The following is a 21,499-nucleotide window of genomic DNA, read 5'->3' as shown; positions in this document are numbered from 1 at the left end:
GATTCGCTGGATTCGACGTTCGGAAGTGGGGGACTGCTCCCCCGGAGAGACCCTGAGAGACTGGCATCGCGCTTGCCGAGGGCAACCCGGCATGCATAATCGACTCAGTTCAAAAATTGGGGTTTGATTATGCTCGACCGGGACGGCTTCAGGCCCAACGTCGGCATCATCCTGCTCAACCAGAGAAACCAGGTTTTCTGGGGCAAGCGCATACGCACGCATTCCTGGCAGTTTCCGCAAGGCGGCATAGACCGCGGCGAAAGTCCCGAGCAAGCCATGTTCCGGGAACTGCACGAGGAAGTGGGGCTTCATCCGGAGCATGTGCGCATCGTGGCCCGTACCCGCGACTGGTTGCGCTACGAGGTGCCGGATCGGTTCATCCGCCGTGACGCACGGGGCCACTACAAGGGCCAGAAACAAATCTGGTATTTGCTGCAACTCGTCGGCCACGACTGGGATCTGAACCTGCGTGCCACCGACCATCCCGAATTCGACGCCTGGCGCTGGCATGACTACTGGGTGCCGCTCGACGTTGTCGTCGAGTTCAAGCGCGGCGTCTACGAGATGGCGCTCACCGAGCTTGCTCGCTACCTGCCACGGCAGGATTTCCGCAACCGCTTCCTGCGCAGCAACGTGCGTGCCCGAGAATTCGAGCGCCATCCGCTGGACGCCGGAGCGCCCGCGGGTCTGGACCTGCCGCCCGGCGGCAGTTTCGATCCGCATCCCGACATTCCTTCTGCGAGCGATGAACCTCCTCCTCTCAACAACAACGCGCCCTTCTTTCCGACGCAACGCTGAGCGCGTGCTTCTTCTGGCCTGCTTCGCCATCCTCGCCGGGTGCGCATCGGGCAAGCACGACACCGACAATCCCGACTGGGCGCAGGCCGGCTCGCCGCCTCCGCCCAAGCGCTCCGAGACGGACAAGGAGTGGGAAGAAACGGCAGCGCCGCCGCCGCCCGCCTTCAGCGAAAACCGCCTGCTGCCGATCGAGATGCCTCCGTACATGAGCCTGAAGTTCGGCATCGACCCGGGCACGATCACGATCACGCCCGACGGCATCGTGCGCTACGTGGTGGTGGCCAGCAATCGCAGCGGCGGCGCCACCAATGCCTTCTACGAAGGCGTGCGCTGCTCGACCGCCGAGGTGAAGAGCTATGCCCGCTACAACAACGGCACGTGGCAGGAAGTGACGAAGCAGGAATGGAAGCGCATCAACGACCTGAATTCGCGCTACACGCTGGCGCTGTCGGCACAGGGCATCTGCCGCGGCAACGCGCCGCGCAGTTCGGTCGGGGAGATGGTGCAGAACATCCGCAATCCGGTTCGCGAAGTGCAGTAGGCCAAGCGACGCCGGGATGAAGAAACGGGGCCCTGGGCCCCGTTTTTCTTTGCCGATCTGCCGGTCAGCTGGGCATCAGCACCATGTTGTCGCGGTGGACCATCTCCGGCTCCGCGACATAACCCAGCAGGCGTTCGAACTCGCTGGAGGGCTTGCGGCACAGCAGGCGCGCTTCCACGCTCGAATAGTTGGCCAGGCCCCGGGCCAGTTCGATGCCTTCGGCATCGCGCACCGCGATCACGTCGCCGCGCGAGAACTCGCCCGACACGCCCGTCATGCCGATCGGCAGCAGACTCTTGCCTTCGGCGCGCACCTTGGCCGCGGCACCGGCATCGACGATGACGGCACCGCGCAGCTGCAGGTGGTCGGCCATCCAGCGCTTGCGCGCCTGGTGCTTGGCGGTCTGCGCCACCAGCAGCGTGCCGATGGATTCGCCGCGCGTCAGGCGCAGCAGTGCGTCGGCCTCGCGGCCCCAGGCGATCACGGTCGATGCGCCCGAGCCGGCCGCGCGCTTGGCGGCTAGGATCTTGGTGATCATTCCGCCGCGGCCGAGGCTGGAGCCCGCGCCGCCGGCCATGGCCTCGAGCGCCGGATCGCCGGCTGCCGCTTCGTGCACGAACTTCGCGCCCGGGTCCTTGCGCGGATCGGCCGTGAAGAGGCCCTTCTGGTCCGTGAGGATGATCAGCGCATCGGCTTCGACCAGGTTGGCCACGAGCGCGCCGAGCGTGTCGTTGTCGCCGAACTTGATCTCGTCGTTGACGACGGTGTCGTTCTCGTTGATGACCGGCACCACGCCCAGGCGCAGCAGCGTGACCAGGGTCGAGCGCGCATTGAGATAGCGCTCGCGGTCGGCCAGGTCGGCGTGGGTCAGGAGCACCTGGGCGCTGCCGATTTCGTTCTCGCGCAGCTTAGTCTCGTACATCTGGGCCAGGCCCATCTGCCCGACGGCCGCGGCGGCCTGGAGTTCGTGAATTTCGTGCGGCCGGGTGCGCCAGCCCAGGCGCTTCATGCCTTCGGCGATGGCGCCGCTGGACACCATCACGACCTCGCGCCCTTCACGCACCAGCGCCGCGAGCTGCCGGCACCACTCGCCGATGGCCGCCTCGTCCAGACCGCGCCCCTCGTTGGTCACGAGGCTGGAGCCCACCTTGACGACGATACGGCGGGCATCCCGCAAGGCAGTGGATCCGGAATTCGAGGTCATGGAGGCGTGTCGCGGTCGTGAAGGCTGCTGATTTTGCTATCTATGGAGTCGCATCGATGCCGATGCCATGCCGCACTCAGGCCGGGTCGGGCGGCAGCTGGACAAAGCGCGGATCGACCTCGACCGGCTCCTGTTCCGCCACCTGCTGGGCCTTGACCTGCTGGTAGACGGCCTGCACCAAATGCTCGCAGCCCTCGCGCGTGAGCGCCGAAATCTCGAACACCGGGCCCTTGAAGCGCAGCCGCTTGACGAAGTCCTTGACCAGCGCCGCGCGCTCGTCGCCGGGCACCATGTCGAGCTTGTTCAGCACCAGCCAGCGCGGCTTGTCGTACAGCGCGGCGTCGTATTTTTTCAGTTCGCCCACGATGGCCTTGGCCTGGGCGACCGGGTCGACGGCGTCGTCGAACGGCGCCATGTCGATCACATGCAGCAGCAGCCGCGTGCGTTGCAGGTGGCGCAGGAAGAGGTGGCCGAGGCCGGCGCCTTCGGACGCGCCTTCGATCAGGCCAGGCAGGTCGGCCACCACGAAGCTCTGCTCCGGGCCGACGCGCACGACGCCCAGATTCGGATGCAGGGTGGTGAAGGGGTAGTCAGCGATGCGGGGCCGCGCGTTCGAGATGGCGCTGATCAGTGTCGACTTGCCCGCATTCGGCATGCCGAGAAGGCCGACATCGGCGAGCACCTTCAACTCGAGCTTCAGGCTCTTCTTTTCGCCGGGCCAGCCGGGCGTTTTCTGGCGCGGCGCGCGGTTGATGGCGCTCTTGAAGCGCATGTTGCCGAAGCCGCCGTCGCCGCCCTTGGCGATGGTGATGACTTCGCCTTCGGTCAGCAGCTCGTACAGCACTTCGCCCGTTTCGGCGTCGCTGATGATCGTGCCGACCGGCACCTTGAGCGTGATGTCGTCGCCCGCGGCGCCGAACATGTCGGAGCCCATGCCGTGCTCGCCGCGTCGGGCTTCGTGCCGGCGCGAATAGCGAAAATCGACCAGGGTGTTGAGGTTCGAGTCGGCCACCGCGAACACGTGGCCGCCGCGGCCGCCGTCGCCGCCGTTGGGGCCACCGAATTCCTTGTACTTCTCATGACGGAACGACACGCAGCCGTTGCCGCCATCGCCGGCGGCGATGTCGATGAAGGCTTCGTCTACGAACTTCATGGGATGTCCAGTCTACAAATGAAGAAGCCCCGGCAAAGCGGGGCCTCGGGCTGATCGAAGTGACGCGAGGCTTACGCCGCGGGGGTCACGTTGACCATGTGCTTGTTCAGCGCACCCTTGTGACCGAACGACACGTGGCCGTCGACCAGGGCGAAGAGCGTGTGGTCCTTGCCCACGCCGACGTTGACGCCGGGGTGGAACTGGGTGCCGCGCTGGCGCACGATGATCGAGCCTGCGCTGATCAGTTCGCCGCCGAACGCCTTCACGCCGAGCATCTTGGGCTTGGAATCGCGCCCGTTTCGCGTTGAGCCGCCGCCTTTTTTCTGTGCCATGGAATGTGCTCCTGTGCCGGATTAAGCGGCGATCGCGCCGATTTGCAGCTCGGTGAACTGCTGGCGATGGCCTTGACGTTTCTGATAATGCTTGCGACGGCGCATCTTGAAGATGCCGACCTTGTCGTGCTTGCCGTGCGACAGTACCGTGACTGTCACCGTTGCGCCGGACACCAGGGGCGTGCCAACCTTGATTTCAGCGCCGTTTCCGACGGCCAGAACCTGGTCGATCACGATTTCCTGGCCTACGTCCGCAGCAATCTGTTCTACTTTAATTTTTTCGCCGGAAGCAACGCGATACTGCTTGCCGCCGGTTTTTATGACCGCGTACATGTAAGACCTCTTAGAAATGAGTCTCCGCAGCGAATTCCGCAGAGCCCAAGATTATAGCGCGGTTTGTGTTCGCTAACACCCATCGCCTCGACCAAGCCCCGGCAAGCAGGCCGCCCTCCCTATAATTTGCGCCTTCCGGCCCCCGGGCCGCCTTCATCTTCAGCAGCGCCCCGCGCCTCCGCTTTGCCAGTCCCCGCCGCCGACACCTCCCCCACCGCCACCGTGCTGGACCTGATTGCCGGCGACATGGTCGAAGTCGACCGCGTGATCGCACGCCGCCTTAATACGGGCGTGCCGCTGGTCAGCCAGGTCTCCCAATACATCATCTCCGCCGGCGGCAAGCGCTTGCGGCCCGCGCTGCTGCTGCTGATGTCGGGCGCATTGGGTTACACGGGCGAACAGCGCTTCAACCTGGCGGCCGTGGTGGAGTTCATTCACACCGCCACCTTGCTGCACGACGACGTGGTCGACGAATCGACCCTGCGGCGCGGCCGCGCGACCGCCAACGAATCGTTCGGCAATCCGGCCAGCGTGCTGGTCGGCGACTTCCTGTACTCGCGCGCATTCCAGATGATGTTGGATGCAAACAACATTCGCGTGATGGAAATCCTGGCGGAAGCAACCAACGTGATCGCGGAGGGCGAAGTGCTTCAGCTGATGAACATGCATGACGCTTCGCTGGACGAGGCTGCGTACCTGCGTGTTATCCGTTCGAAGACCGCCAAGCTGTTCGAGGCCAGCACCCGCCTTGCTGCCGTGCTGGCCGGCGTCGCCCCAGAAGTCGAAGAAGCCTGCGCCACTTATGGACAGGCACTCGGCACCGCATTCCAGGTGATCGACGACGTCCTTGATTACGCGGGCGACGCCCAGGAAACAGGAAAGAACGTCGGCGACGACCTGCGCGAAGGCAAGACCACGCTCCCTCTGATTTTTGCCATGCAACGCGGCACGCCGGCTCAAAGCGCCCTGGTGCGCGCGGCCATCGAAGCCGGCGACACAGCTCAACTGGGCAAGGTCGTGGAGATCGTGCGTGAAACCGGCGCACTGGATGCGTCGCGCGCCGCCGCCGCCGCCGAAGCAAAACGCGCAATCGACGCATTGCGCGACTTTCCGTCCAATTCGCATGCCGCCGGTTTGCTACAATTGGCGGCTCAGTTGCTTGAGCGACGTGCCTGAAACACCTCATCAGAGTTGGCATCTAGGACGACTACTTTTTTCTTGCAACCAATCGGGGTGTAGCTTAGCCTGGTAGAGCGCTACGTTCGGGACGTAGAGGCCGGAGGTTCGAATCCTCTCACCCCGACCAGCCTTTGGCTGGCATAAATAATGGCCATGCCTGTTGCTGTGTAGCGATTTACAGCACAGGGGCGATGAGCGATGATCGTGAAGCACTTTCTCACATCTTTTGCATTCGCTGAATGGCCGCTGCCGAACTTCCAGTTAAAGAACTCTCGCAAATCGCCCTCCCGGGCTTGGCGCGCGCTCTCGTTTCGGCCGGCAAACTGCCTGCAAAGATCGCCGAGGACATCTACCAGAAGTCCCTGAGCGGCCGTACCAGTTTCATTGCAGAGTTGACTGGCACGGGTGCTGTGTCCGCAGCGGACCTCGCCCACACCCTTTCCACAGCCTTCGGCGCCCCGCTGCTCGATCTCGATGCCATCGATCACCAGCGCCTGCCCAAGGATTTGCTCGACCCGAAGCTGTGCCATGCGTACCGCATCGTTGTCCTGAGCAAACGCAATAACCGTCTCATCGTCGCAACAGCCGACCCTTCGGACCAGCAAGCGGCGGAGAAGATCAAGTTCGCATCCCAGATGGGCGTCGACTGGGTCATCGCGGAGTACGACAAGCTCTCGCGAATGATTGACGCTGCCGCAGCGAGCGCGGCAGAGACCATCAACAGCATCGTCGGCTCCGAGTTCGAGTTCGACGATGTGAGCGCCGAAACCGCAGGGGACGTCAGCGAACAGGCCATCGCCGAAGTCGAAGATGCGCCCGTCGTGCGCTTTCTTCACAAGATGCTGCTCGACGCAGTCAGCATGCGCGCCTCCGACATCCACTTCGAGCCCTACGAGCACCACTACCGCGTGCGCTTCCGGGTCGACGGCGAGCTGCGCGAAATTGCCAGCCCACCCACTGTCATCAAGGACAAGCTGGCGTCCCGCATCAAGGTCATTTCCCGGCTGGATATCTCCGAAAAACGCGTGCCGCAGGACGGCCGCATGAAGCTCAAGATCGGGCCGGACCGCGTGATCGACTTTCGCGTGAGCACGCTGCCCACGCTGTTCGGCGAAAAGATCGTGGTGCGTATTCTCGACCCGAGCAGCGCTCGCTTGGGCATCGATGCGCTCGGCTACGACGCGGTCGAAAAAGAGCGCCTCCTTCATGCCATCGGCCGCCCCTACGGCATGGTGCTCGTCACCGGACCGACTGGCTCGGGCAAGACGGTCTCGCTTTATACCTGCCTGAATCTCTTGAATCAGCCGGGTGTGAACATCGCGACGGCGGAAGATCCGTCCGAAATCAACCTGCCGGGCGTCAACCAGGTCAACGTCAATGAACGGGCGGGCCTCACCTTCGCCACCGCATTGCGCGCGTTCCTGCGCCAGGATCCGGACATCATCATGGTCGGCGAAATCCGCGACCTCGAAACCGCCGACATCTCGATCAAGGCCGCGCAAACGGGCCACCTGGTGCTCTCGACGCTGCACACCAACGATGCGCCCACCACGCTCACGCGGATGCGCAACATGGGCATCGCGCCGTTCAACATCGCCTCGAGCGTGATCCTGATCACCGCGCAGCGTCTCGCGCGGCGGCTTTGCACGGTATGCCGCGTGCCGGTCGACATCCCCCGAGAAGCGTTGCTCGACGCGGGCTTCAAGGAAACGGACCTGGACGGCACGTGGAAGCCTTACCGCCCGGTCGGCTGCTCCGCATGCAGCGGCGGTTACAAGGGACGGGTCGGCATCTACCAGGTGATGCCGATCACCGAAGCCATCCAGGAAATCATCCTGCGCGATGGCAGCGCACTCGACATCGCGCAGCAATCCGAAGCCGAGGGCGTGCGTTCGCTGCGCCAATCGGGCCTCGGAAAAGTCAGGCAGGGTCTCACTTCGCTAGAAGAAGTGGTGGCCTGCACCAATGAATAACGAACACTGAATACCGGAGATCGAATGGCAACAGTGGCATCCCCCCGCTCCTCCAAGATCATGCACAAGGAATTTGTCTTCGAGTGGGAAGGCAAGGACCGCAACGGCAAGCTGGTGCGCGGCGAGCTTCGGGCCGCCGGTGAAAACCAGGTCCAGGCCGCGCTGCGTCGCCAGGGCGTGCTCGCCAGCAAGATCAAGAAGCGCCGCATGCGCTCGGGCAAGGCCATCAAGCCGAAGGACATCGCGATCTTCACGCGCCAGCTGGCCACCATGATGAAGGCCGGCGTGCCCTTGATGCAGTCCTTCGACATCGTCGGCCGCGGCAATGCGAATGCGAGCGTTGCGAAGCTGCTCAACGACATCCGCAGCGACGTGGAAACCGGCACTTCGCTGTCGGCCGCCTTTCGCAAGTTTCCGAAGTACTTCGACAACCTGTACTGCAACCTGGTGGAAGCCGGCGAAGCGGCCGGTATTCTCGAAGAGTTGCTCGATCGTCTGGCCACCTACATGGAAAAGACCGAGGCGATCAAGTCGAAGATCAAGTCGGCGTTGATGTATCCGATCTCGGTGGTCGTGGTCGCGTTCATTGTGGTCGCAATCATCATGATCTTCGTCATTCCGGCTTTCAAGGAGGTGTTCACCTCGTTCGGTGCCGACCTGCCTGCGCCTACGGTGATCGTGATCGGCATCAGCGAATTTTTCGTCTCGTACTGGTGGCTGATCTTTGGTGGACTTGGCGGGGGGCTCTACTTCTTCATGCAAGCCTGGAAGCGCAATGAGCGCGTTCAGAAATTCATGGACCGCGTGCTCTTGCGCATTCCGGTGTTCGGCTCGCTGATCGAAAAATCCTGCATCGCACGTTGGACGCGAACGCTTGCCACGATGTTTGCTGCTGGCGTGCCATTGGTCGAAGCCCTCGACTCGGTGGGCGGCGCCTCGGGCAACACCGTGTACGGCGATGCGACGGCCAAGATCCAGCAGGAAGTCTCCACCGGCACCAGCCTCACCGCGGCCATGACCAACGTCAACCTTTTCCCCTCGATGGTGATCCAGATGACCGCCATCGGCGAAGAGTCCGGCTCCATCGACCACATGCTGGGCAAGGCGGCCGACTTCTACGAATCCGAAGTCGACGACATGGTTGCAGGCCTCTCCAGCCTGATGGAGCCCATCATCATCGTGTTCCTCGGCACGATCATCGGCGGCATCGTGGTGGCCATGTACCTGCCCATCTTCAAGCTCGGCCAAGTCGTTTGATGTCGGTTTCGCAAGGGTTCGACGCCGTCTTGGCCGGCGTGCTGGGGCTATTGATCGGCAGCTTCCTGAATGTCGTGATCTACCGGACCCCGGTCATGATGTACCGCGACTGGCTCTCCGACGCCGTCGCCAACCTGATGACCTCGAAGGACGCGCCCTCGCTGTGGTCGCTGGTCTTCGGTCCCAAGGCCGCGCCACCCGCAGGGCTCGAGGCCGCAGCAGACAAAGCCGCCGTTGCGATCGAAAATCTCCCGCCTTTCGACCTCACCCGCCCCGCCTCCCGTTGCGGCGCCTGCGGCCACAAGATCCGCTGGTACCAGAACATCCCCGTCCTGAGCTACCTGTTCCTGCGCGGCCGCTGCGCGTCGTGCAAGACCTCGATCAGCCCGCGCTACCCCTTGGTCGAACTCGTCACCGGCGCCCTCTTCGCCCTCTGCGGCTGGCGTTTCGGCCTCACCCCCACGGGCGCGTTGTGGGCAGCGTTCGCCGCGCTGCTGATCTGCCAGTTCCTGATCGATTTCGATACCCAGTTCCTGCCCGATTCGCTGAACTACACCCTCCTCTGGCTCGGCCTCGTCGGCGCGGCCATGGGCTGGACCGGCGTGCCCCTGAGCTCGGCCGTGTGGGGCGCGGTCTTCGGCTACCTGAGCCTCTGGCTTGTGTACCATGCCTATCGCCTGGTCACGGGCAAGGAAGGCATGGGCTATGGAGACTTCAAACTGCTCGCGGCGCTGGGCGTCTGGCTCGGGGCCGACTACCTCATCGCCATCATCCTCGTCTCTTCGCTGGTGGGCGCCGTGATCGGTATCACCCTGCGTGTCGTCGGCAAGCTGGCGCACAAGGACATCCCCATAGCGTTCGGTCCCTTCCTGGCTGGCGCGGGGCTCGTGTGCCTCGTGATCGGTCCTGAAGTCGTGCGGCAATGGGTGCCCTTCGCTTTCCCGCTCGGCGCGCTGATCCACTGAGACACCGGGCATGGTTCGGCGCATCGGCCTGACAGGCGGCATCGGCAGCGGCAAGAGCACCGTCGCTGGCCTGCTGGTTGCCCAGGGCGCCGTGCTGGTCGACACCGATGCGATCGCCCGCCGCATCGCGCAAGCCGGCGGCATCGCGATGCCGGCGCTCGAAGCCGCCTTCGGCCGCAGCGTCATCGCCCCGGACGGCAGCCTCGACAGGGCCGCCATGCGCCAGATCGTGTTCGCCGACGCGGGCGCCAAGCTCCGCCTCGAATCCATCCTGCATCCGCTGATCGGCACCGAAACCCAGCGCCAGGCCGCAGTCGCAGGTGACGACGCCGTCGTCGTGTTCGACGTGCCGCTTCTCGTCGAATCCGGGCGCTGGCGCGCCATCGTGGACCGCGTGCTGGTGGTCGACGCCACCGAAGCCACACAGCGCCGACGCGTCGTCGCGCGCTCGGGCTGGACGCCCGAAGCCGTAGACGCAGTGATCGCCCAGCAGGCCCCGCGCCGGCTGCGCAGGGCGGCTGCGGATGCGGTCATTTTCAACGAGTCATTGACGCTCGCGGAACTCGAAACCGAAGTGCAGGGTCTCTGGAAGCAGTGGGCTGCGGCCACCACGCGATAATCCGAGACCTGCCGCTGCCGCGGCTGCATAACGATTACGACAAAAAGGCGCTCGCCGCAGTGCCCTCCCCGAGATGCTTTTCAACTCGTATCCCTTCATTTTTGTCTTTTTCCCGTTGGTCCTGATCGGGTTCTTCCTGATCGGCAAACGCAACGCCCGCGCCGCCGCCGGTTTTCTCGCACTGGCTTCGCTCTTCTTCTACGGCTGGTGGAGCGTGCAGGCCCTGCCGCTGCTCCTGGGTTCGATCTGCGTCAACTACTGGTTCGGCCTGCGCCTGTCGCCCGCGCCGGGCCGCGACGACCGCAAGCGCAAGACGCTGCTGATCACCGCGCTGGTGGTCAACCTGGGTGTGCTGGCCGTCTTCAAGTACGCCAACTTCTTCCTGGAAAACGTCGATGCCGGGCTGGTCGCGGCGGGCCTCACGCCAGTCGACTTGGTGCACATCGTGCTGCCGATCGGCATCTCGTTCTATACCTTCACGCAGATCGCCTTCCTGGTCGACTGCTGGCAGGGCAAGGTGCACGAGCGCAGCTTCATCCATTACCTGCTGTTCGTGACCTACTTCCCGCACCTGATCGCGGGCCCCGTGCTGCATCACGCGCAGATGATGCCGCAGTTCGCGAACCCCTCCACCTACCGGCTCGACCCGAACAAGGTGGCGATCGGCATCGCGATCTTCGTCTTCGGCCTGGCCAAGAAACTCCTGATCGCCGACCCCCTGGGGCAGTACGCCGACATGATGTTCAACGGCGTGCACAAGGGCATCGAGCCCACGCTCTACACCGCGTGGTTCGGCGCGCTGGCTTACACGCTGCAGATCTATTTCGACTTCTCGGGCTACTCGGACATGGCGGTGGGCCTGTCGCTCTGCCTGGGCGTGCAGCTGCCGCTCAACTTCCGCTCGCCCTACAAGTCGACCAACATCATCGAGTTCTGGCGCCGCTGGCACATCTCGCTGTCGAACTTTTTGCGCGACTACCTCTACGTGCCGCTGGGCGGCAACCGCAAGGGCCCGGCGCGGCGCTACCTGAACCTGTTCCTCACGATGCTGCTGGGCGGCCTCTGGCACGGTGCCGCCTGGACCTTCGTGATCTGGGGCGCCCTGCACGGCATCTTCCTGATGATCAACCACCTCTGGAACGCCAAGGTGCGGCGCAACGCCACGCCCGGGCGCATCGCGCGCCTGCTGGGCTGGTTCCTCACGTTCCTTTGCGTGGTGGTGGCCTGGATCGTCTTCCGCGCCGATGGCATGCACACGGCCATGGCGATCTACAAGGGCATGCTCGGCCTGCACGGCGCGCCGCCGTCGGCGTTCAGCGAGCTGGGCCCGGTGCCGTTCCGCAAGCCCGAGTTCTTCCAGACCCTGCTGGTGGGCATCGTCATCTGCCTGGCGCTGCCGCCCACCATCACGCTGGAGCGCTGGATTCCGCATCCGAAGGCCGTCGCAGGCCGCCCGGTCATGGCATGGCTCTCGACCGCGGTGCTGGCCATCGGCACCTTCGCGCTGTTCGCCTGGTGCGTCTCGAAGCTGGGCAACTACAGCCCGTTCCTCTACTTCCAATTCTGATTCGACATGACGATGCCCGCGAAAGTCTGGCTGCGGTTCTTCTTCATCGGCTACATCGTGCTGATGGGGCTGTGGATCGTTTCGCTGACCAGCCCCATTCCCTACGGCGACCTCACGCGGATCGGGCGCCTGTCCGAGCGCGAGTTCGGCTGGACCGCGCCCCCGCCCAAGGTCGACCCCGCAGTGCTGAAAGGCACGCCGGTCGATCAGGCCGACATCATGGTCATCGGCGACAGTTTCTCCATGACCTTCCGCTGGCAGTCCAAGCTCGTGGCGGCCGGCTACCGCGTCTCGACCAGCTACTGGGGCCAATACGAAAACGCGCTGTGCGGCGACTTCGACCAGTGGGTCCAGCGCTCGGGCTTCAAGGGCAAGCTGATCATCATCGAGAGCGTCGAACGCCTCCTGGGCGACCGCACCAAGGACAGCGCGAAGTGCCAGAAGATGCGCATGCCCTACGACGCCATGACGCATTCGCTCGTCAAGCCCGACGAAACGGTGCCCGACCCTTCGCCCAACTGGAACGTCCAGTTCATGACCGGCATCACCACGTACTACAACACGTGGAAAGCGAAAAATTCTGCAACCGACACCTACTTCGACTGGAACACCTGGGTGCGCCCGGTGCCCAACGGCTGCAAGTATTTCTCGCACCACGCGTGCGACAAGATGCCGTTCTTCGCCGAAGACGAGGACAACGGCCCGCTGACCCTCGCGCACCTGGAGTGGATGAAGAATTTCACGGCGGCGCACACCGCCATCCCGATCATGTGGATGGTGATCCCCAACAAGACCACGGTGTACCTGAAGCCCGACTACTCGAAGGATTTCGAAACGGGCTTCCGCGAATCGAAGCTGACGGGGCCCGACCTCTTCGCTTTTACACGCGAGAAACACACTCAGGTTCGCGATTTCTATTTCTCGAACGACACTCACATGTCGATGCACGGACAGCTCCTGCTCGGCGACCGCATGCTGGCCGCCGTGCGCGAGGTGCTTCCGACGCCCCCTTCCAAATCACCCTGAAGTTATGATCCCGCGACAGGAAACCGATAAAAACGCGTGATCCTTTACGAGTACCCCTTCAACGAGCGCATCCGCACCTACCTGAGGCTGGAACACCTGTTCCGTCGCCTCGGAGAACTGGTGCCCTCGGAATCGCCGCTGTCCCATCACTTCGCCCTGATCACGATCTTCGAGATCATGGACGTGGCCGCACGCGCCGACCTCAAGGCCGATGTGCTGCGCGACCTGGACAAGCACAAGAACGTCTTCAACAGCTACCGGGGCAATCCGGCCATCGCCGAAACCGTGCTCGACCAGGTGGTCGGCCAGCTCGAAGGCAACTTCGCAGCCCTGAACGGCGTCGCGGGCAAGGCCGGCCAGTCGCTGACGGAAAACGAGTGGCTCATGAGCATCCGCAGCCGCGCCGGCATTCCGGGCGGCACCTGCGAATTCGACCTGCCCGCCTACTACGCCTGGCAGCACCGCGCGCCGGCCAGCCGCCGCGTGGACCTGGAGCGCTGGTCGAACACGCTCTCGCCGCTGGCCTCCTCCATCTACCTCTTGCTCAAGCTGCTGCGCGACGCCGATGTGCCCTACAAGGTCATCGCCACGAACGGGCAGTTCCAGCAGAACCTGCCGCAGGGGCGCAGCTTCCAGCTGCTGCGGCTGCGCATCGATCCCCGGCTCGGGCTGGTCCCCGAAATCAGCGGCAACCGCCTCATGGTTTCGGTCCGGCTCATGCGGCACGAGGCCGACGACCGTTTGCACCAGAGCACGGAAGACGCGCCCTTCGAACTGACGCTCTGCGCATGACGACCCGGGTGAACGACAAAGGCGAGCGGATCGTCCGTTGCCCCGCATGCGGCGGCGACAGCATCTACGCGCCTTCCAACCCCTACCGGCCTTTCTGCAGCGCGCGCTGCAAGGGCGTCGATCTGGGCGCCTGGGCCAGCGAAGAATTCCGGATGCCCGCCGAGGCACCGCCCGACGACGATCCGTTCGGCGATCCCAAGCTCCAGTAGAGCTTCGGCGCCGCCTAGCGGCCGCCGTCCCCGAGAAACACCTTGTCCAGATAGCCCGCGTGCGCCCGCACGTAGAAGGGCCGCAGGTGCTCGCGGTCCTTGTAGACGGGCGTGCCGTCCGGCATGGACCGCACGCACTCGCCCGACTTGCACAGCTGCGCCAGCACGTCGATGGCCTGCGCGCCGCTCGATGCGGCAATGCGCTTCAATCGCTCGTCCAGTTGCGCCTGCTCGGGCGGCAGCGGGCCGGTGGTGGTGCTGGTCAGCGCCGTCATCCGGCCCATGCGGCTGCCCTCGATCAGGCGGCGCGGCTCGAACTCCACGCTGCGCGCGTTGTCCAGCAGCAGGTACACCTTCTTCTTGCTCTGGACCAGCGTGGTCAGCAGCTTTTCGAGCGCATCGAGCGAACGGGCGAGCCCCGGGCCGCCGTTGTTGATCGGATAGGCCGAGGCGCCGTCCTGGAAGTAGAAGGCCAGCGGGAAATTACCGGTGAAGTAGCAGTTCCAGCAGGCCCCGACGACCACCGTGTCGATCCGCGGGTCGAGCGCCAGTTCGAGCATGCCGGTGCGCGCCTTGTCGCAGCCTTCGTTGCCATCGGACAGCACGCCCGGCACGGGCGGGCAGGCGCCATAGGTCGCGAAATACGCCGTGGCCATCTGCCCCGGTGCGTTGCGCGCCAGTTCCAGCGCGCGCGGCGCGTACTGCTGCACGTGGCTGTCGCCGATCAGCAGCACCTTGCGCGCGCCGCTGCCGGTGCGCTCGACCTTGTGCGCTCCGAGCTTTTCCTGCTTGAAGCCGTCGTAGTAGTTGTCGTCCACCGTGGCGTCGGTCACCTTGCGCAAGAGGTCGCTGCCGTTGCGCGGCGGCATGCCGCCCAGCGCCAGCACGCCGACGAGCGCGACCGCCACCCCGGAACCGGCCAGCGTGCGCAGCATGCCGACGCCGGTGCGCGCCCGCGTGAAGCGCTCGAGAAAACGGTACGTGGCCCACGCCAGCAACACGCTCGCGACCACCGCCCCTGCGCGCACCCAGGCCGACGGGTGGCCCTCCTCCACGATCCGCGCGTACACCAGCAGCGGCCAGTGCCACAGGTAGAGCGGATAGCTGATGAGGCCGATCCACACCATCACCCGGTTCGAGAGCAGGTACTTGTTGAGCACCCCGCCCGGCCCGGCCGCGATGCAGCTCACCGCCCCCAGCGTCGGCAGCAGCGCCCACCAGCCCGGGAAGGCCTTGTCGCTGCGCGTCATCACGAGCCCCAGCACGATCAGCCCCACGCCCAGCACCGACTGGAGATGGCTGCGCCACACGCTCGGCGCCGCAGGCTTGAGCCGCATGCACGCCAGTATGCCGCCCACCATCAGCTCCCAGAAGCGCGACAGCGGCGAATAGAACGCCGCCTCGCGAAACGGATGCACCGTCATCACGTTGACCAGGAACGACGCCACCGCGATCACCCACAAGAGCCGCACGACCGGCCAGCGCCGCCGCCACGCCACGCCCAGCAGCAGCGGCCAGAAAATATAGAACTGCTCCTCGATGCCCAGCGACCACAGGTGCAGCAGCGGCTTGGTCTCGGCCGCGGTGTCGAAGTAGCCCGACTCGCCCCAGAAGATGAAGTTGGCCACGAAGGCCGCGCCGCCCGCCGCCTGCTTGCCGAGCTCGGCGAACTCCCGCGGCAGCAGCGCATACCAGCCGAAAGCCAGCGTGGCCGCCAGCACCAGCATCAGCGCCGGAAAGATCCGCCGGATGCGCCGCGCATAGAAGTCGCGGTAGCTGAAATCGCTCGCCGCGTGGCTCTGCATGATGATCGTCGTGATCAGGAAGCCGGAGATCACGAAGAAGATGTCGACGCCGATGAAGCCGCCCGGCAGCGCATCGGGAAACGCATGGAAGGCCAGCACCGACGCGACGGCGACGGCGCGCAGGCCGTCGATGTCGGGGCGGTACTTGGGATGCATCTTCGGGGTCAGGCCTCGGGCCATGTGCGGCCGTCGTGCCGGCCGGTCGCCCGCATCAGGCCAGCGTCGAGACGGCCAGCGCCGCCGAAGCGGGCAGGCCGCGCTCCTGCACCAGCCACTCGAGCACCGGCAGCGCGCCCGGCAGCACCGGCGCCACGTCGAGCGGCAATTGCTGCCACGCCATGGCCTGGCCTTCGCGCATCTCGAATTCGCCGGTCCACGCGGTCACCTTGCACCAGTGCAGGCGCACCAGCGCGTGCGGGTAGTCGTGCTCGGTGACCTTCCAGACCGAGGCGCCTTCGATGGTGATGCCGAGTTCTTCCTGCAGCTCGCGGCGCAGCGCCTCTTCGACGGTTTCGCCGGCTTCGATCTTGCCGCCCGGAAACTCCCAGTAGCCGGCGTAGGCCTTGCCTTCGGGGCGCGTCGAGAGCAGCAAGGCGTCGTCGGCCAGGCGGATCAGCACGCCGACCGCGACCTCGGTGTGCTTGCGCGCGCCGTTCTCTTGCGCGCTCACGCGTTGCTCCGCCCCGCATAGTCGCGGGCGAACTGGTAGGCCACGCGGCCGCTGCGGGAACCGCGCTCCAGCGCCCAGACCAGCGCCTCGGGCCGCGCCGCCGCGATGGCGGCCGCATCGACGCCGAATGACGAGAGCCACTGCCCCACGATCGTGAGGTACTCGTTCTGGCTGAAGGGGTAGAAGCTCACCCAGAGGCCGAAGCGCTCGGACAGCGAAATCTTCTCCTCGATCACCTCGCCCGGATGCACCTCGCCATCGTCGGTGTGGGTGTACGTGAGGTTTTCCTTCATGTACTCGGGCAAGAGGTGGCGCCGGTTGCTGGTCGCGTAGATCAGCACATTGGGCGTCGATGCGGCGATCGACCCGTCCAGGATCGACTTGAGCGCCTTGTAGCCCGGCTCGCCCTCGTCGAAGCTCAGGTCGTCGCTGAAGACGATGAACTTCTCGGGCCGCTGCGAGACCACCTCGACGATGTCGGGCAGGTCGACCAGTTCGGCCTTGTCCACCTCGATGAGGCGCAGCCCCTGCGGCGCATAGGCCTGCAGGCAGGCGCGGATGAGCGACGACTTGCCCGTGCCGCGCGCGCCGGTCAAGAGCACGTTGTTGGCCGGCTTGCCTTCGACGAACTGGCGGGTGTTGCGCTCGATCTTTTCCTTCTGGACGTCGATTTCTTTCAGCGAATCGAGCGCCATCGTGGCCACGTGCTTCACCGGCTCCAGCACGCCATGGCCAGAGTTGCGGCGGCGGTAGCGCCAGGCGATGGAGGCGTTCCAGTCCGCCGGCGCCGACAGCGGCTGCGGCAGGATCGATTCGATGCGGGTAATGAGCTGTTCGGCGCGCTCGATCAGCTTCTGGAACTGCTCGTTCATGACCGGTAGTCGGCGTTGATGGTCACGTATTCATGGCTGAAATCGCAGGTCCAGACGGTCTCGCTGGCAGTGCCGCGACCCAAGCCGACGCGCACCGTGATCTCGCTCTGCTTCATCACGCGCTGGCCGTCTTCCTCGCGGTACGACGGGTTGCGCCCGCCCTTCACGGCCACATGCACGTCGTCCAGGAACAGGTCGATACCGGTCTGGTCGAGGTCGGCGATGCCCGCATAGCCGACGGCCGCCAGGATGCGGCCCAGGTTCGGGTCGCTGGCGTAGAACGCGGTCTTCACCAGCGGCGAATGGGCGATCGCATAGGCCACCTGCTTGCACTCGGCAGCGTCGCGGCCGCCTTCGACCTGGATGGTGATGAACTTGGTCGCGCCTTCGCCGTCGCGCACGATGGCCTGCGCCAGGAGGCGCGCCACGTCCTGCATGGCCGCCACGAGGGCCTGGCCTTCGGCAGATTCGAGCGAGGTGATGGTCGCGTGCGCCGCCTTCTGCGTGGCGATGACGACGAACGAGTCGTTGGTCGAGGTGTCGCCGTCGATGGTCACGCGGTTGAACGAGCCATCGGCCAGGAGTTTCGCGAGCGGCTGGATCAGCGACGGATCGATCTTCGCGTCGGTGGCCATGAAGCCCAGCATGGTCGCCATGTTCGGGCGGATCATGCCGGCGCCCTTGCTGATGCCGGTGATGGTGACAGTGGCACCGCCGATCTGCACCTTCTGGCTGAACGCCTTGGGGATCGTGTCGGTGGTCATGATGCCTTCGGCGGCACGTGCCCAATGGTTGTCCGACGCATCGGCCAGCGCGGCCGGCAGGCCCGCTTCGATGCGGTCCACCGGCAGCGGCTCCATGATCACGCCGGTGGAGAACGGCAGGATCTGCTCGGGCGCGATTTCCAGCTTGCGCGCGAGCGCGATGCAGGTGGAGCGCGTGCGCATCAGGCCGTCTTCGCCCGTGCCGGCGTTGGCGTTGCCGGTGTTGATCACCATCGCGCGGATGCCGTAGTTGGCCGCCAGGTGGTCGCGGCAGACCTGCACCGGCGCCGCGCAGAAACGGTTCTGCGTGAACACCCCGCCGACCGCCGAGCCTTCGTCGATCAGCACGACGGTCAGGTCCTTGCGGTTGGCCTTTCGCACGCCCGCTTCGGCCACGCCGATGCGGACGCCGGGCACCGCGAACAAGGCGGCGGGATCAGGGGCGGACAGGTTCACGGGCATGGGGTTCTCTCAATGAAAGGTTCGGGGCGTCAGCTCAGCTTGCCGTGGCACTGCTTGTATTTTTTGCCACTGCCGCAGGGGCACGGATCGTTGCGGCCGACGCGGGCGAAGGCGGCGGCTTCGGCGCTCAGGGCGCCGGTGCCGACGGCCGCAAGGCGGCGCTGGTTTTCCTCGTCGACGCGCACCTCGACCTCGCCGGTCTCGGTCGGCGCGCTGTAGGTGATGTTGGCCACGTTCTCGCCGCGGCTCTCCATGGCTTCGGCGGCTTCCTCGAGCTGCTCGCCCGATTGCACGCGCACCGTCATGAGCTGGCGCGTGACTTCGTTCTTCACCGAGTCGAGCAACTGGCCGAAGAGCTCGAAGGCCTCGCGCTTGTATTCCTGCTTGGGCTGCTTTTGCGCGTAGCCGCGCAGGTGGATGCCCTGGCGCAGGTAGTCGAGCGAGGCCAGGTGTTCGCGCCAGTGGGTGTCGATGCTCTGCAGCAGCACCATGCGCTCGAACTGGGTGAAGTTCTCCTGGCCGATCAGCGCCAGCTTGGCGTCGAAGGTCTCGTTGGCGGCCTTGACCACCTTCTCGAGCACGTCTTCGTCGGAGATGGCGTCGGACGCCTCGACCTCCTTCTTGAGCGGCATGTCTAGGCCCCACTCGGTGAAGAGCGTTTTCTCCAGGCCTTCCAGGTCCCACTGCTCCTCGACCGATTCGGCCGGCACGTACTGGCGCACCAGGTCCATGAAGCAGCCTTCGCGCAGCGCGGCGATCTGCGCGGTGAGGTCGGCCGCGTCCAGGATGTCGTTGCGCTGCTGGTAGATCACCTTGCGCTGGTCGTTCGACACGTCGTCGTACTCGAGCAACTGCTTGCGAATATCGAAGTTGCGCGCCTCGACCTTGCGCTGCGCGCTCTCGATGCTGCGGGTGACGATGCCCGCCTCGATGGCTTCGCCGTCGGGCATCTTCAGGCGGTCCATGATCGCCTTCACGCGGTCGCCCGCGAAGATGCGCATCAGCGGATCGTCCAGGCTCAGGTAGAAGCGCGAGGAGCCCGGGTCGCCCTGGCGGCCCGAGCGGCCGCGCAGTTGGTTGTCGATGCGGCGCGATTCGTGGCGTTCGGTGGCGATGATGCGCAGGCCGCCGAGCGACTTGACGAATTCATGGTCCTTGGTCCACTCGGTGCGCACGTGGGCGATGTCGGCTTCCTTGGTGGCTTCGTCGCGGCCTTCGTCGGTCTCGATCGCCTCGATCATCTTCTCGATGTTGCCGCCCAGCACGATGTCGGTGCCGCGGCCGGCCATGTTGGTCGCGATGGTGATCATCTTCGTGCGGCCGGCCTGCGCCACGATGTCGGCTTCGCGCGCATGCTGCTTGGCGTTGAGCACCTGGTGCGGCAGCCCCGCCTGCGTGAGCAGGCCGTCGATGATTTCGGAGTTCTCGATGGACGAGGTGCCCACCAGCACCGGCTGGCCGCGCTCGTAGCACTCGCGGATGTCCTGGATCGCCGCCTCGTACTTCTCGCGCGTCGTCTTGTAGACGCGGTCCAGCTGGTCTTCGCGCTTGCTGATGCGGTTGGGCGGAATGATGACCGTCTCGAGGCCGTAGATTTCCTGGAACTCGTAGGCCTCGGTGTCGGCCGTGCCGGTCATGCCGGCCAGCTTGCCGTACAGGCGGAAGTAGTTCTGGAAGGTGATCGAGGCCATCGTCTGGTTCTCGGCCTGGATCTCGACGCCTTCCTTGGCTTCCACGGCCTGGTGCAGGCCGTCGCTCCAGCGGCGGCCCGTCATGAGGCGGCCGGTGAATTCGTCCACGATGGTCACTTCGCCCTGCTGCACCACGTAGTGCTGGTCGCGGTGGTACAGGTGGCGCGCGCGCAGCGCCGCCGTCAGGTGGTGCATCAGCGTGATGTTGGCCGGGTCGTAGAGCGACGCGCCCTCGGGAATCAGCTTGAGCTCGCCCAGGATGCGCTCGGCGTTCTCGTGGCCGTCTTCGGTCAGGAACACCTGGTGCGTCTTCTCGTCGACCGTGAAGTCGCCCGGCACCGTGACGCCCTCGCCCGTGCGCGGGTCGGCTTCGCCTTCCTGCTTGGTCAGCAGGGGCACCACCTTGTTGATGGCCAGGTAGAGATCGGTGTGGTCTTCGGCCTGGCCGCTGATGATCAGCGGCGTGCGGGCCTCGTCGATCAGGATCGAATCGACCTCGTCGACGATCGCGTAGTTCAGCACGCGCTGGACCCGGTCGCCCGGCTCGTACACCATGTTGTCGCGCAGGTAGTCGAAGCCGTATTCGTTGTTGGTGCCGTAGGTGATGTCGCTGCCGTAGGCTTCCTGCTTTTCCTCGCGCGGCATCTGCGGCAGGTTGATGCCCACCGTGAGGCCCAGGAAGTTGTAGAGCCGGCCCATCCACTTGGCGTCACGGCTGGCCAGGTAGTCGTTCACCGTGACCACGTGCACGCCCTTGCCGGACAGCGCATTCAGGTACACCGGCAGCGTCGCGGTCAGCGTCTTGCCTTCGCCGGTGCGCATTTCGGAGATCTTGCCGTTGTGCAGCGCCATGCCGCCCAGCAGCTGCACGTCGAAGTGGCGCATCTTCATGATGCGCTTGGAGCCTTCGCGCACCGTGGCGAAGGCCTCCGGCAGCAGGGCGTCGAGCGATTCGCCCTTGGTCACCCGGTCCTTGAACTCCTGCGTCTTGGCGCGCAGCGCGTCGTCGCTGAGCTTCTCGAACTCGGGTTCGAGCGCATTGATGCGTTCCACCGTCTTGCGATACTGCTTGAGGAGCCGGTCGTTGCGACTGCCGAAGATCTGGGTCAGGAAGTTGGTTGCCATTGGGTGGAGATGGGCGGGCGCCTGACACGACAGGCACTGCGACCGGATTCCCTAAGATATGGTGAAAGCAGTTGGGCGCGCTCGTTTCGAAATCAAGTTCGAGGTTGAGCAGCCTTTTTTCCGGCGCGAACGCCGGCAAACCGGGCATTTTAGCTGTCTTGT

The 21,499-nt window shown here is 65.0% G+C and carries 20 protein-coding genes and 1 tRNA gene; 12 read left to right on the top strand and 9 right to left on the bottom strand.

The features are described from left to right. Positions 1-129: 129 nt before the first annotated feature. On the top strand, positions 130-798 hold the full coding sequence (locus tag JC881_RS07630; RefSeq protein WP_198785305.1) for an RNA pyrophosphohydrolase: 669 nt from the start codon (positions 130-132) through the stop codon (positions 796-798). A gap of 4 nt (positions 799-802) precedes the next feature. Then, positions 803-1,339, top strand: a complete 537-nt coding sequence (locus tag JC881_RS07625) for a CNP1-like family protein (protein WP_332875204.1) — start codon at positions 803-805, stop codon at positions 1,337-1,339. A gap of 64 nt (positions 1,340-1,403) precedes the next feature. Here JC881_RS07625 and proB read toward each other — a convergent pair whose 3' ends face one another. From proB to rplU, 4 genes are all read right to left on the bottom strand, one after another. Next, positions 1,404-2,543 (bottom strand): glutamate 5-kinase, encoded by a 1,140-nt coding sequence (gene proB, locus JC881_RS07620; RefSeq protein ID WP_198785127.1) that lies wholly within the window; start codon positions 2,541-2,543, stop codon positions 1,404-1,406. 76 nt (positions 2,544-2,619) lie between these two features. Beyond that, complete coding sequence (cgtA, locus tag JC881_RS07615) at positions 2,620-3,696, bottom strand: Obg family GTPase CgtA (RefSeq protein WP_198785126.1); 1,077 nt, start codon at positions 3,694-3,696, stop codon at positions 2,620-2,622. Positions 3,697-3,767: 71 nt separating this feature from the next. Continuing rightward, positions 3,768-4,028, bottom strand: a complete 261-nt coding sequence (gene rpmA, locus JC881_RS07610; protein ID WP_013543198.1) for a 50S ribosomal protein L27 — start codon at positions 4,026-4,028, stop codon at positions 3,768-3,770. Between the two features lie 21 nt (positions 4,029-4,049). Continuing rightward, positions 4,050-4,361, bottom strand: a complete 312-nt coding sequence (rplU, locus tag JC881_RS07605; RefSeq protein WP_013543199.1) for a 50S ribosomal protein L21 — start codon at positions 4,359-4,361, stop codon at positions 4,050-4,052. Positions 4,362-4,544: 183 nt separating this feature from the next. Here rplU and JC881_RS07600 point away from each other — a divergent pair, with 183 nt between their 5' ends. The 10 genes from JC881_RS07600 (at position 4,545) to JC881_RS07555 (ending at position 13,948) form a co-directional block, all read left to right on the top strand. Then, entirely contained in the window at positions 4,545-5,537 is a 993-nt protein-coding gene (locus JC881_RS07600) for a polyprenyl synthetase family protein (protein WP_198785125.1), read from the top strand. A gap of 53 nt (positions 5,538-5,590) precedes the next feature. After that, positions 5,591-5,667: transfer RNA gene (locus tag JC881_RS07595), tRNA-Pro, on the top strand. 112 nt (positions 5,668-5,779) lie between these two features. Beyond that, positions 5,780-7,513, top strand: coding sequence for a type IV-A pilus assembly ATPase PilB (gene pilB, locus JC881_RS07590; protein ID WP_198785123.1), 1,734 nt, complete (start codon positions 5,780-5,782; stop codon positions 7,511-7,513). A 24-nt stretch (positions 7,514-7,537) separates the two neighbouring features. After that, positions 7,538-8,770 (top strand): type II secretion system F family protein, encoded by a 1,233-nt coding sequence (locus JC881_RS07585; protein WP_198785121.1) that lies wholly within the window; start codon positions 7,538-7,540, stop codon positions 8,768-8,770. Continuing rightward, complete coding sequence (locus JC881_RS07580) at positions 8,770-9,735, top strand: prepilin peptidase (protein ID WP_198785119.1); 966 nt, start codon at positions 8,770-8,772, stop codon at positions 9,733-9,735. The genes JC881_RS07585 and JC881_RS07580 overlap by 1 nt, the downstream gene beginning before the upstream one ends. Positions 9,736-9,745: 10 nt before the next feature. Continuing rightward, positions 9,746-10,354: a dephospho-CoA kinase gene (gene coaE / locus JC881_RS07575; RefSeq protein WP_198785118.1), complete on the top strand. Its 609-nt coding sequence runs from the start codon at positions 9,746-9,748 to the stop codon at positions 10,352-10,354. Positions 10,355-10,427: 73 nt separating this feature from the next. Continuing rightward, positions 10,428-11,921 carry an MBOAT family O-acyltransferase gene (locus tag JC881_RS07570; RefSeq protein ID WP_198785116.1) on the top strand — a complete coding sequence of 498 codons (1,494 nt, stop codon included), beginning with the start codon at positions 10,428-10,430 and terminating at the stop codon, positions 11,919-11,921. 12 nt (positions 11,922-11,933) lie between these two features. After that, entirely contained in the window at positions 11,934-12,947 is a 1,014-nt protein-coding gene (locus JC881_RS07565) for a hypothetical protein (RefSeq protein WP_233101640.1), read from the top strand. A gap of 36 nt (positions 12,948-12,983) precedes the next feature. After that, positions 12,984-13,739 carry a cell division protein ZapD gene (gene zapD, locus JC881_RS07560; protein WP_198785111.1) on the top strand — a complete coding sequence of 252 codons (756 nt, stop codon included), beginning with the start codon at positions 12,984-12,986 and terminating at the stop codon, positions 13,737-13,739. Continuing rightward, a complete protein-coding gene (locus JC881_RS07555) occupies positions 13,736-13,948 on the top strand; it encodes a DNA gyrase inhibitor YacG (RefSeq protein WP_198785108.1) in 213 nt (70 codons plus the stop codon). Before zapD ends, JC881_RS07555 begins: the two co-directional genes overlap by 4 nt. Before the next feature lie 14 nt (positions 13,949-13,962). Here JC881_RS07555 and JC881_RS07550 read toward each other — a convergent pair whose 3' ends face one another. The 5 genes from JC881_RS07550 to secA are packed head-to-tail and all read right to left on the bottom strand — an operon-like array spanning position 13,963 to position 21,337. Next, complete coding sequence (locus JC881_RS07550) at positions 13,963-15,909, bottom strand: acyltransferase family protein (RefSeq protein ID WP_198785304.1); 1,947 nt, start codon at positions 15,907-15,909, stop codon at positions 13,963-13,965. Positions 15,910-15,964: 55 nt separating this feature from the next. Beyond that, on the bottom strand, positions 15,965-16,423 hold the full coding sequence (locus JC881_RS07545; protein WP_198785106.1) for a (deoxy)nucleoside triphosphate pyrophosphohydrolase: 459 nt from the start codon (positions 16,421-16,423) through the stop codon (positions 15,965-15,967). Next, on the bottom strand, positions 16,420-17,295 hold the full coding sequence (locus JC881_RS07540) for an ATP-binding protein (RefSeq protein WP_093438874.1): 876 nt from the start codon (positions 17,293-17,295) through the stop codon (positions 16,420-16,422). Before JC881_RS07540 ends, JC881_RS07545 begins: the two co-directional genes overlap by 4 nt. Next, entirely contained in the window at positions 17,292-18,521 is a 1,230-nt protein-coding gene (gene argJ, locus JC881_RS07535; RefSeq protein WP_198785105.1) for a bifunctional glutamate N-acetyltransferase/amino-acid acetyltransferase ArgJ, read from the bottom strand. The genes JC881_RS07540 and argJ overlap by 4 nt, the downstream gene beginning before the upstream one ends. 29 nt (positions 18,522-18,550) lie before the next feature. Continuing rightward, positions 18,551-21,337, bottom strand: coding sequence for a preprotein translocase subunit SecA (gene secA / locus JC881_RS07530; protein WP_198785104.1), 2,787 nt, complete (start codon positions 21,335-21,337; stop codon positions 18,551-18,553). Between the last annotated feature and the right edge of the window lie 162 nt (positions 21,338-21,499).

Origin of the sequence: Variovorax sp. IB41, assembly GCF_016405905.1 — a bacterium.
In the GTDB taxonomy this organism is placed as follows: domain Bacteria; phylum Pseudomonadota; class Gammaproteobacteria; order Burkholderiales; family Burkholderiaceae_C; genus Variovorax.
Note: the sequence above shows the minus strand (reverse complement) of the source record. Positions and strands in the feature narration are given on the sequence as shown.

Excerpts from the sequence above, each read along its gene's own strand:
- argJ (WP_198785105.1), bottom strand. The coding sequence starts at position 18,521 with ATGCCCGTGAACCTGTCCGCCCCTGATCCCGCCGCCTTGTTCGCGGTG.
- proB (WP_198785127.1), bottom strand. The coding sequence starts at position 2,543 with ATGACCTCGAATTCCGGATCCACTGCCTTGCGGGATGCCCGCCGTATC.
- pilB (WP_198785123.1), top strand. The coding sequence starts at position 5,780 with ATGGCCGCTGCCGAACTTCCAGTTAAAGAACTCTCGCAAATCGCCCTC.
- cgtA (WP_198785126.1), bottom strand. The coding sequence starts at position 3,696 with ATGAAGTTCGTAGACGAAGCCTTCATCGACATCGCCGCCGGCGATGGC.
- JC881_RS07565 (WP_233101640.1), top strand. The coding sequence starts at position 11,934 with ATGCCCGCGAAAGTCTGGCTGCGGTTCTTCTTCATCGGCTACATCGTG.
- coaE (WP_198785118.1), top strand. The coding sequence starts at position 9,746 with ATGGTTCGGCGCATCGGCCTGACAGGCGGCATCGGCAGCGGCAAGAGC.
- JC881_RS07570 (WP_198785116.1), top strand. The coding sequence starts at position 10,428 with ATGCTTTTCAACTCGTATCCCTTCATTTTTGTCTTTTTCCCGTTGGTC.
- JC881_RS07555 (WP_198785108.1), top strand. The coding sequence starts at position 13,736 with ATGACGACCCGGGTGAACGACAAAGGCGAGCGGATCGTCCGTTGCCCC.
- rpmA (WP_013543198.1), bottom strand. The coding sequence starts at position 4,028 with ATGGCACAGAAAAAAGGCGGCGGCTCAACGCGAAACGGGCGCGATTCC.
- rplU (WP_013543199.1), bottom strand. The coding sequence starts at position 4,361 with ATGTACGCGGTCATAAAAACCGGCGGCAAGCAGTATCGCGTTGCTTCC.
- JC881_RS07580 (WP_198785119.1), top strand. The coding sequence starts at position 8,770 with ATGTCGGTTTCGCAAGGGTTCGACGCCGTCTTGGCCGGCGTGCTGGGG.
- JC881_RS07585 (WP_198785121.1), top strand. The coding sequence starts at position 7,538 with ATGGCAACAGTGGCATCCCCCCGCTCCTCCAAGATCATGCACAAGGAA.
- JC881_RS07630 (WP_198785305.1), top strand. The coding sequence starts at position 130 with ATGCTCGACCGGGACGGCTTCAGGCCCAACGTCGGCATCATCCTGCTC.
- JC881_RS07550 (WP_198785304.1), bottom strand. The coding sequence starts at position 15,909 with ATGCATCCCAAGTACCGCCCCGACATCGACGGCCTGCGCGCCGTCGCC.
- secA (WP_198785104.1), bottom strand. The coding sequence starts at position 21,337 with ATGGCAACCAACTTCCTGACCCAGATCTTCGGCAGTCGCAACGACCGG.
- JC881_RS07540 (WP_093438874.1), bottom strand. The coding sequence starts at position 17,295 with ATGAACGAGCAGTTCCAGAAGCTGATCGAGCGCGCCGAACAGCTCATT.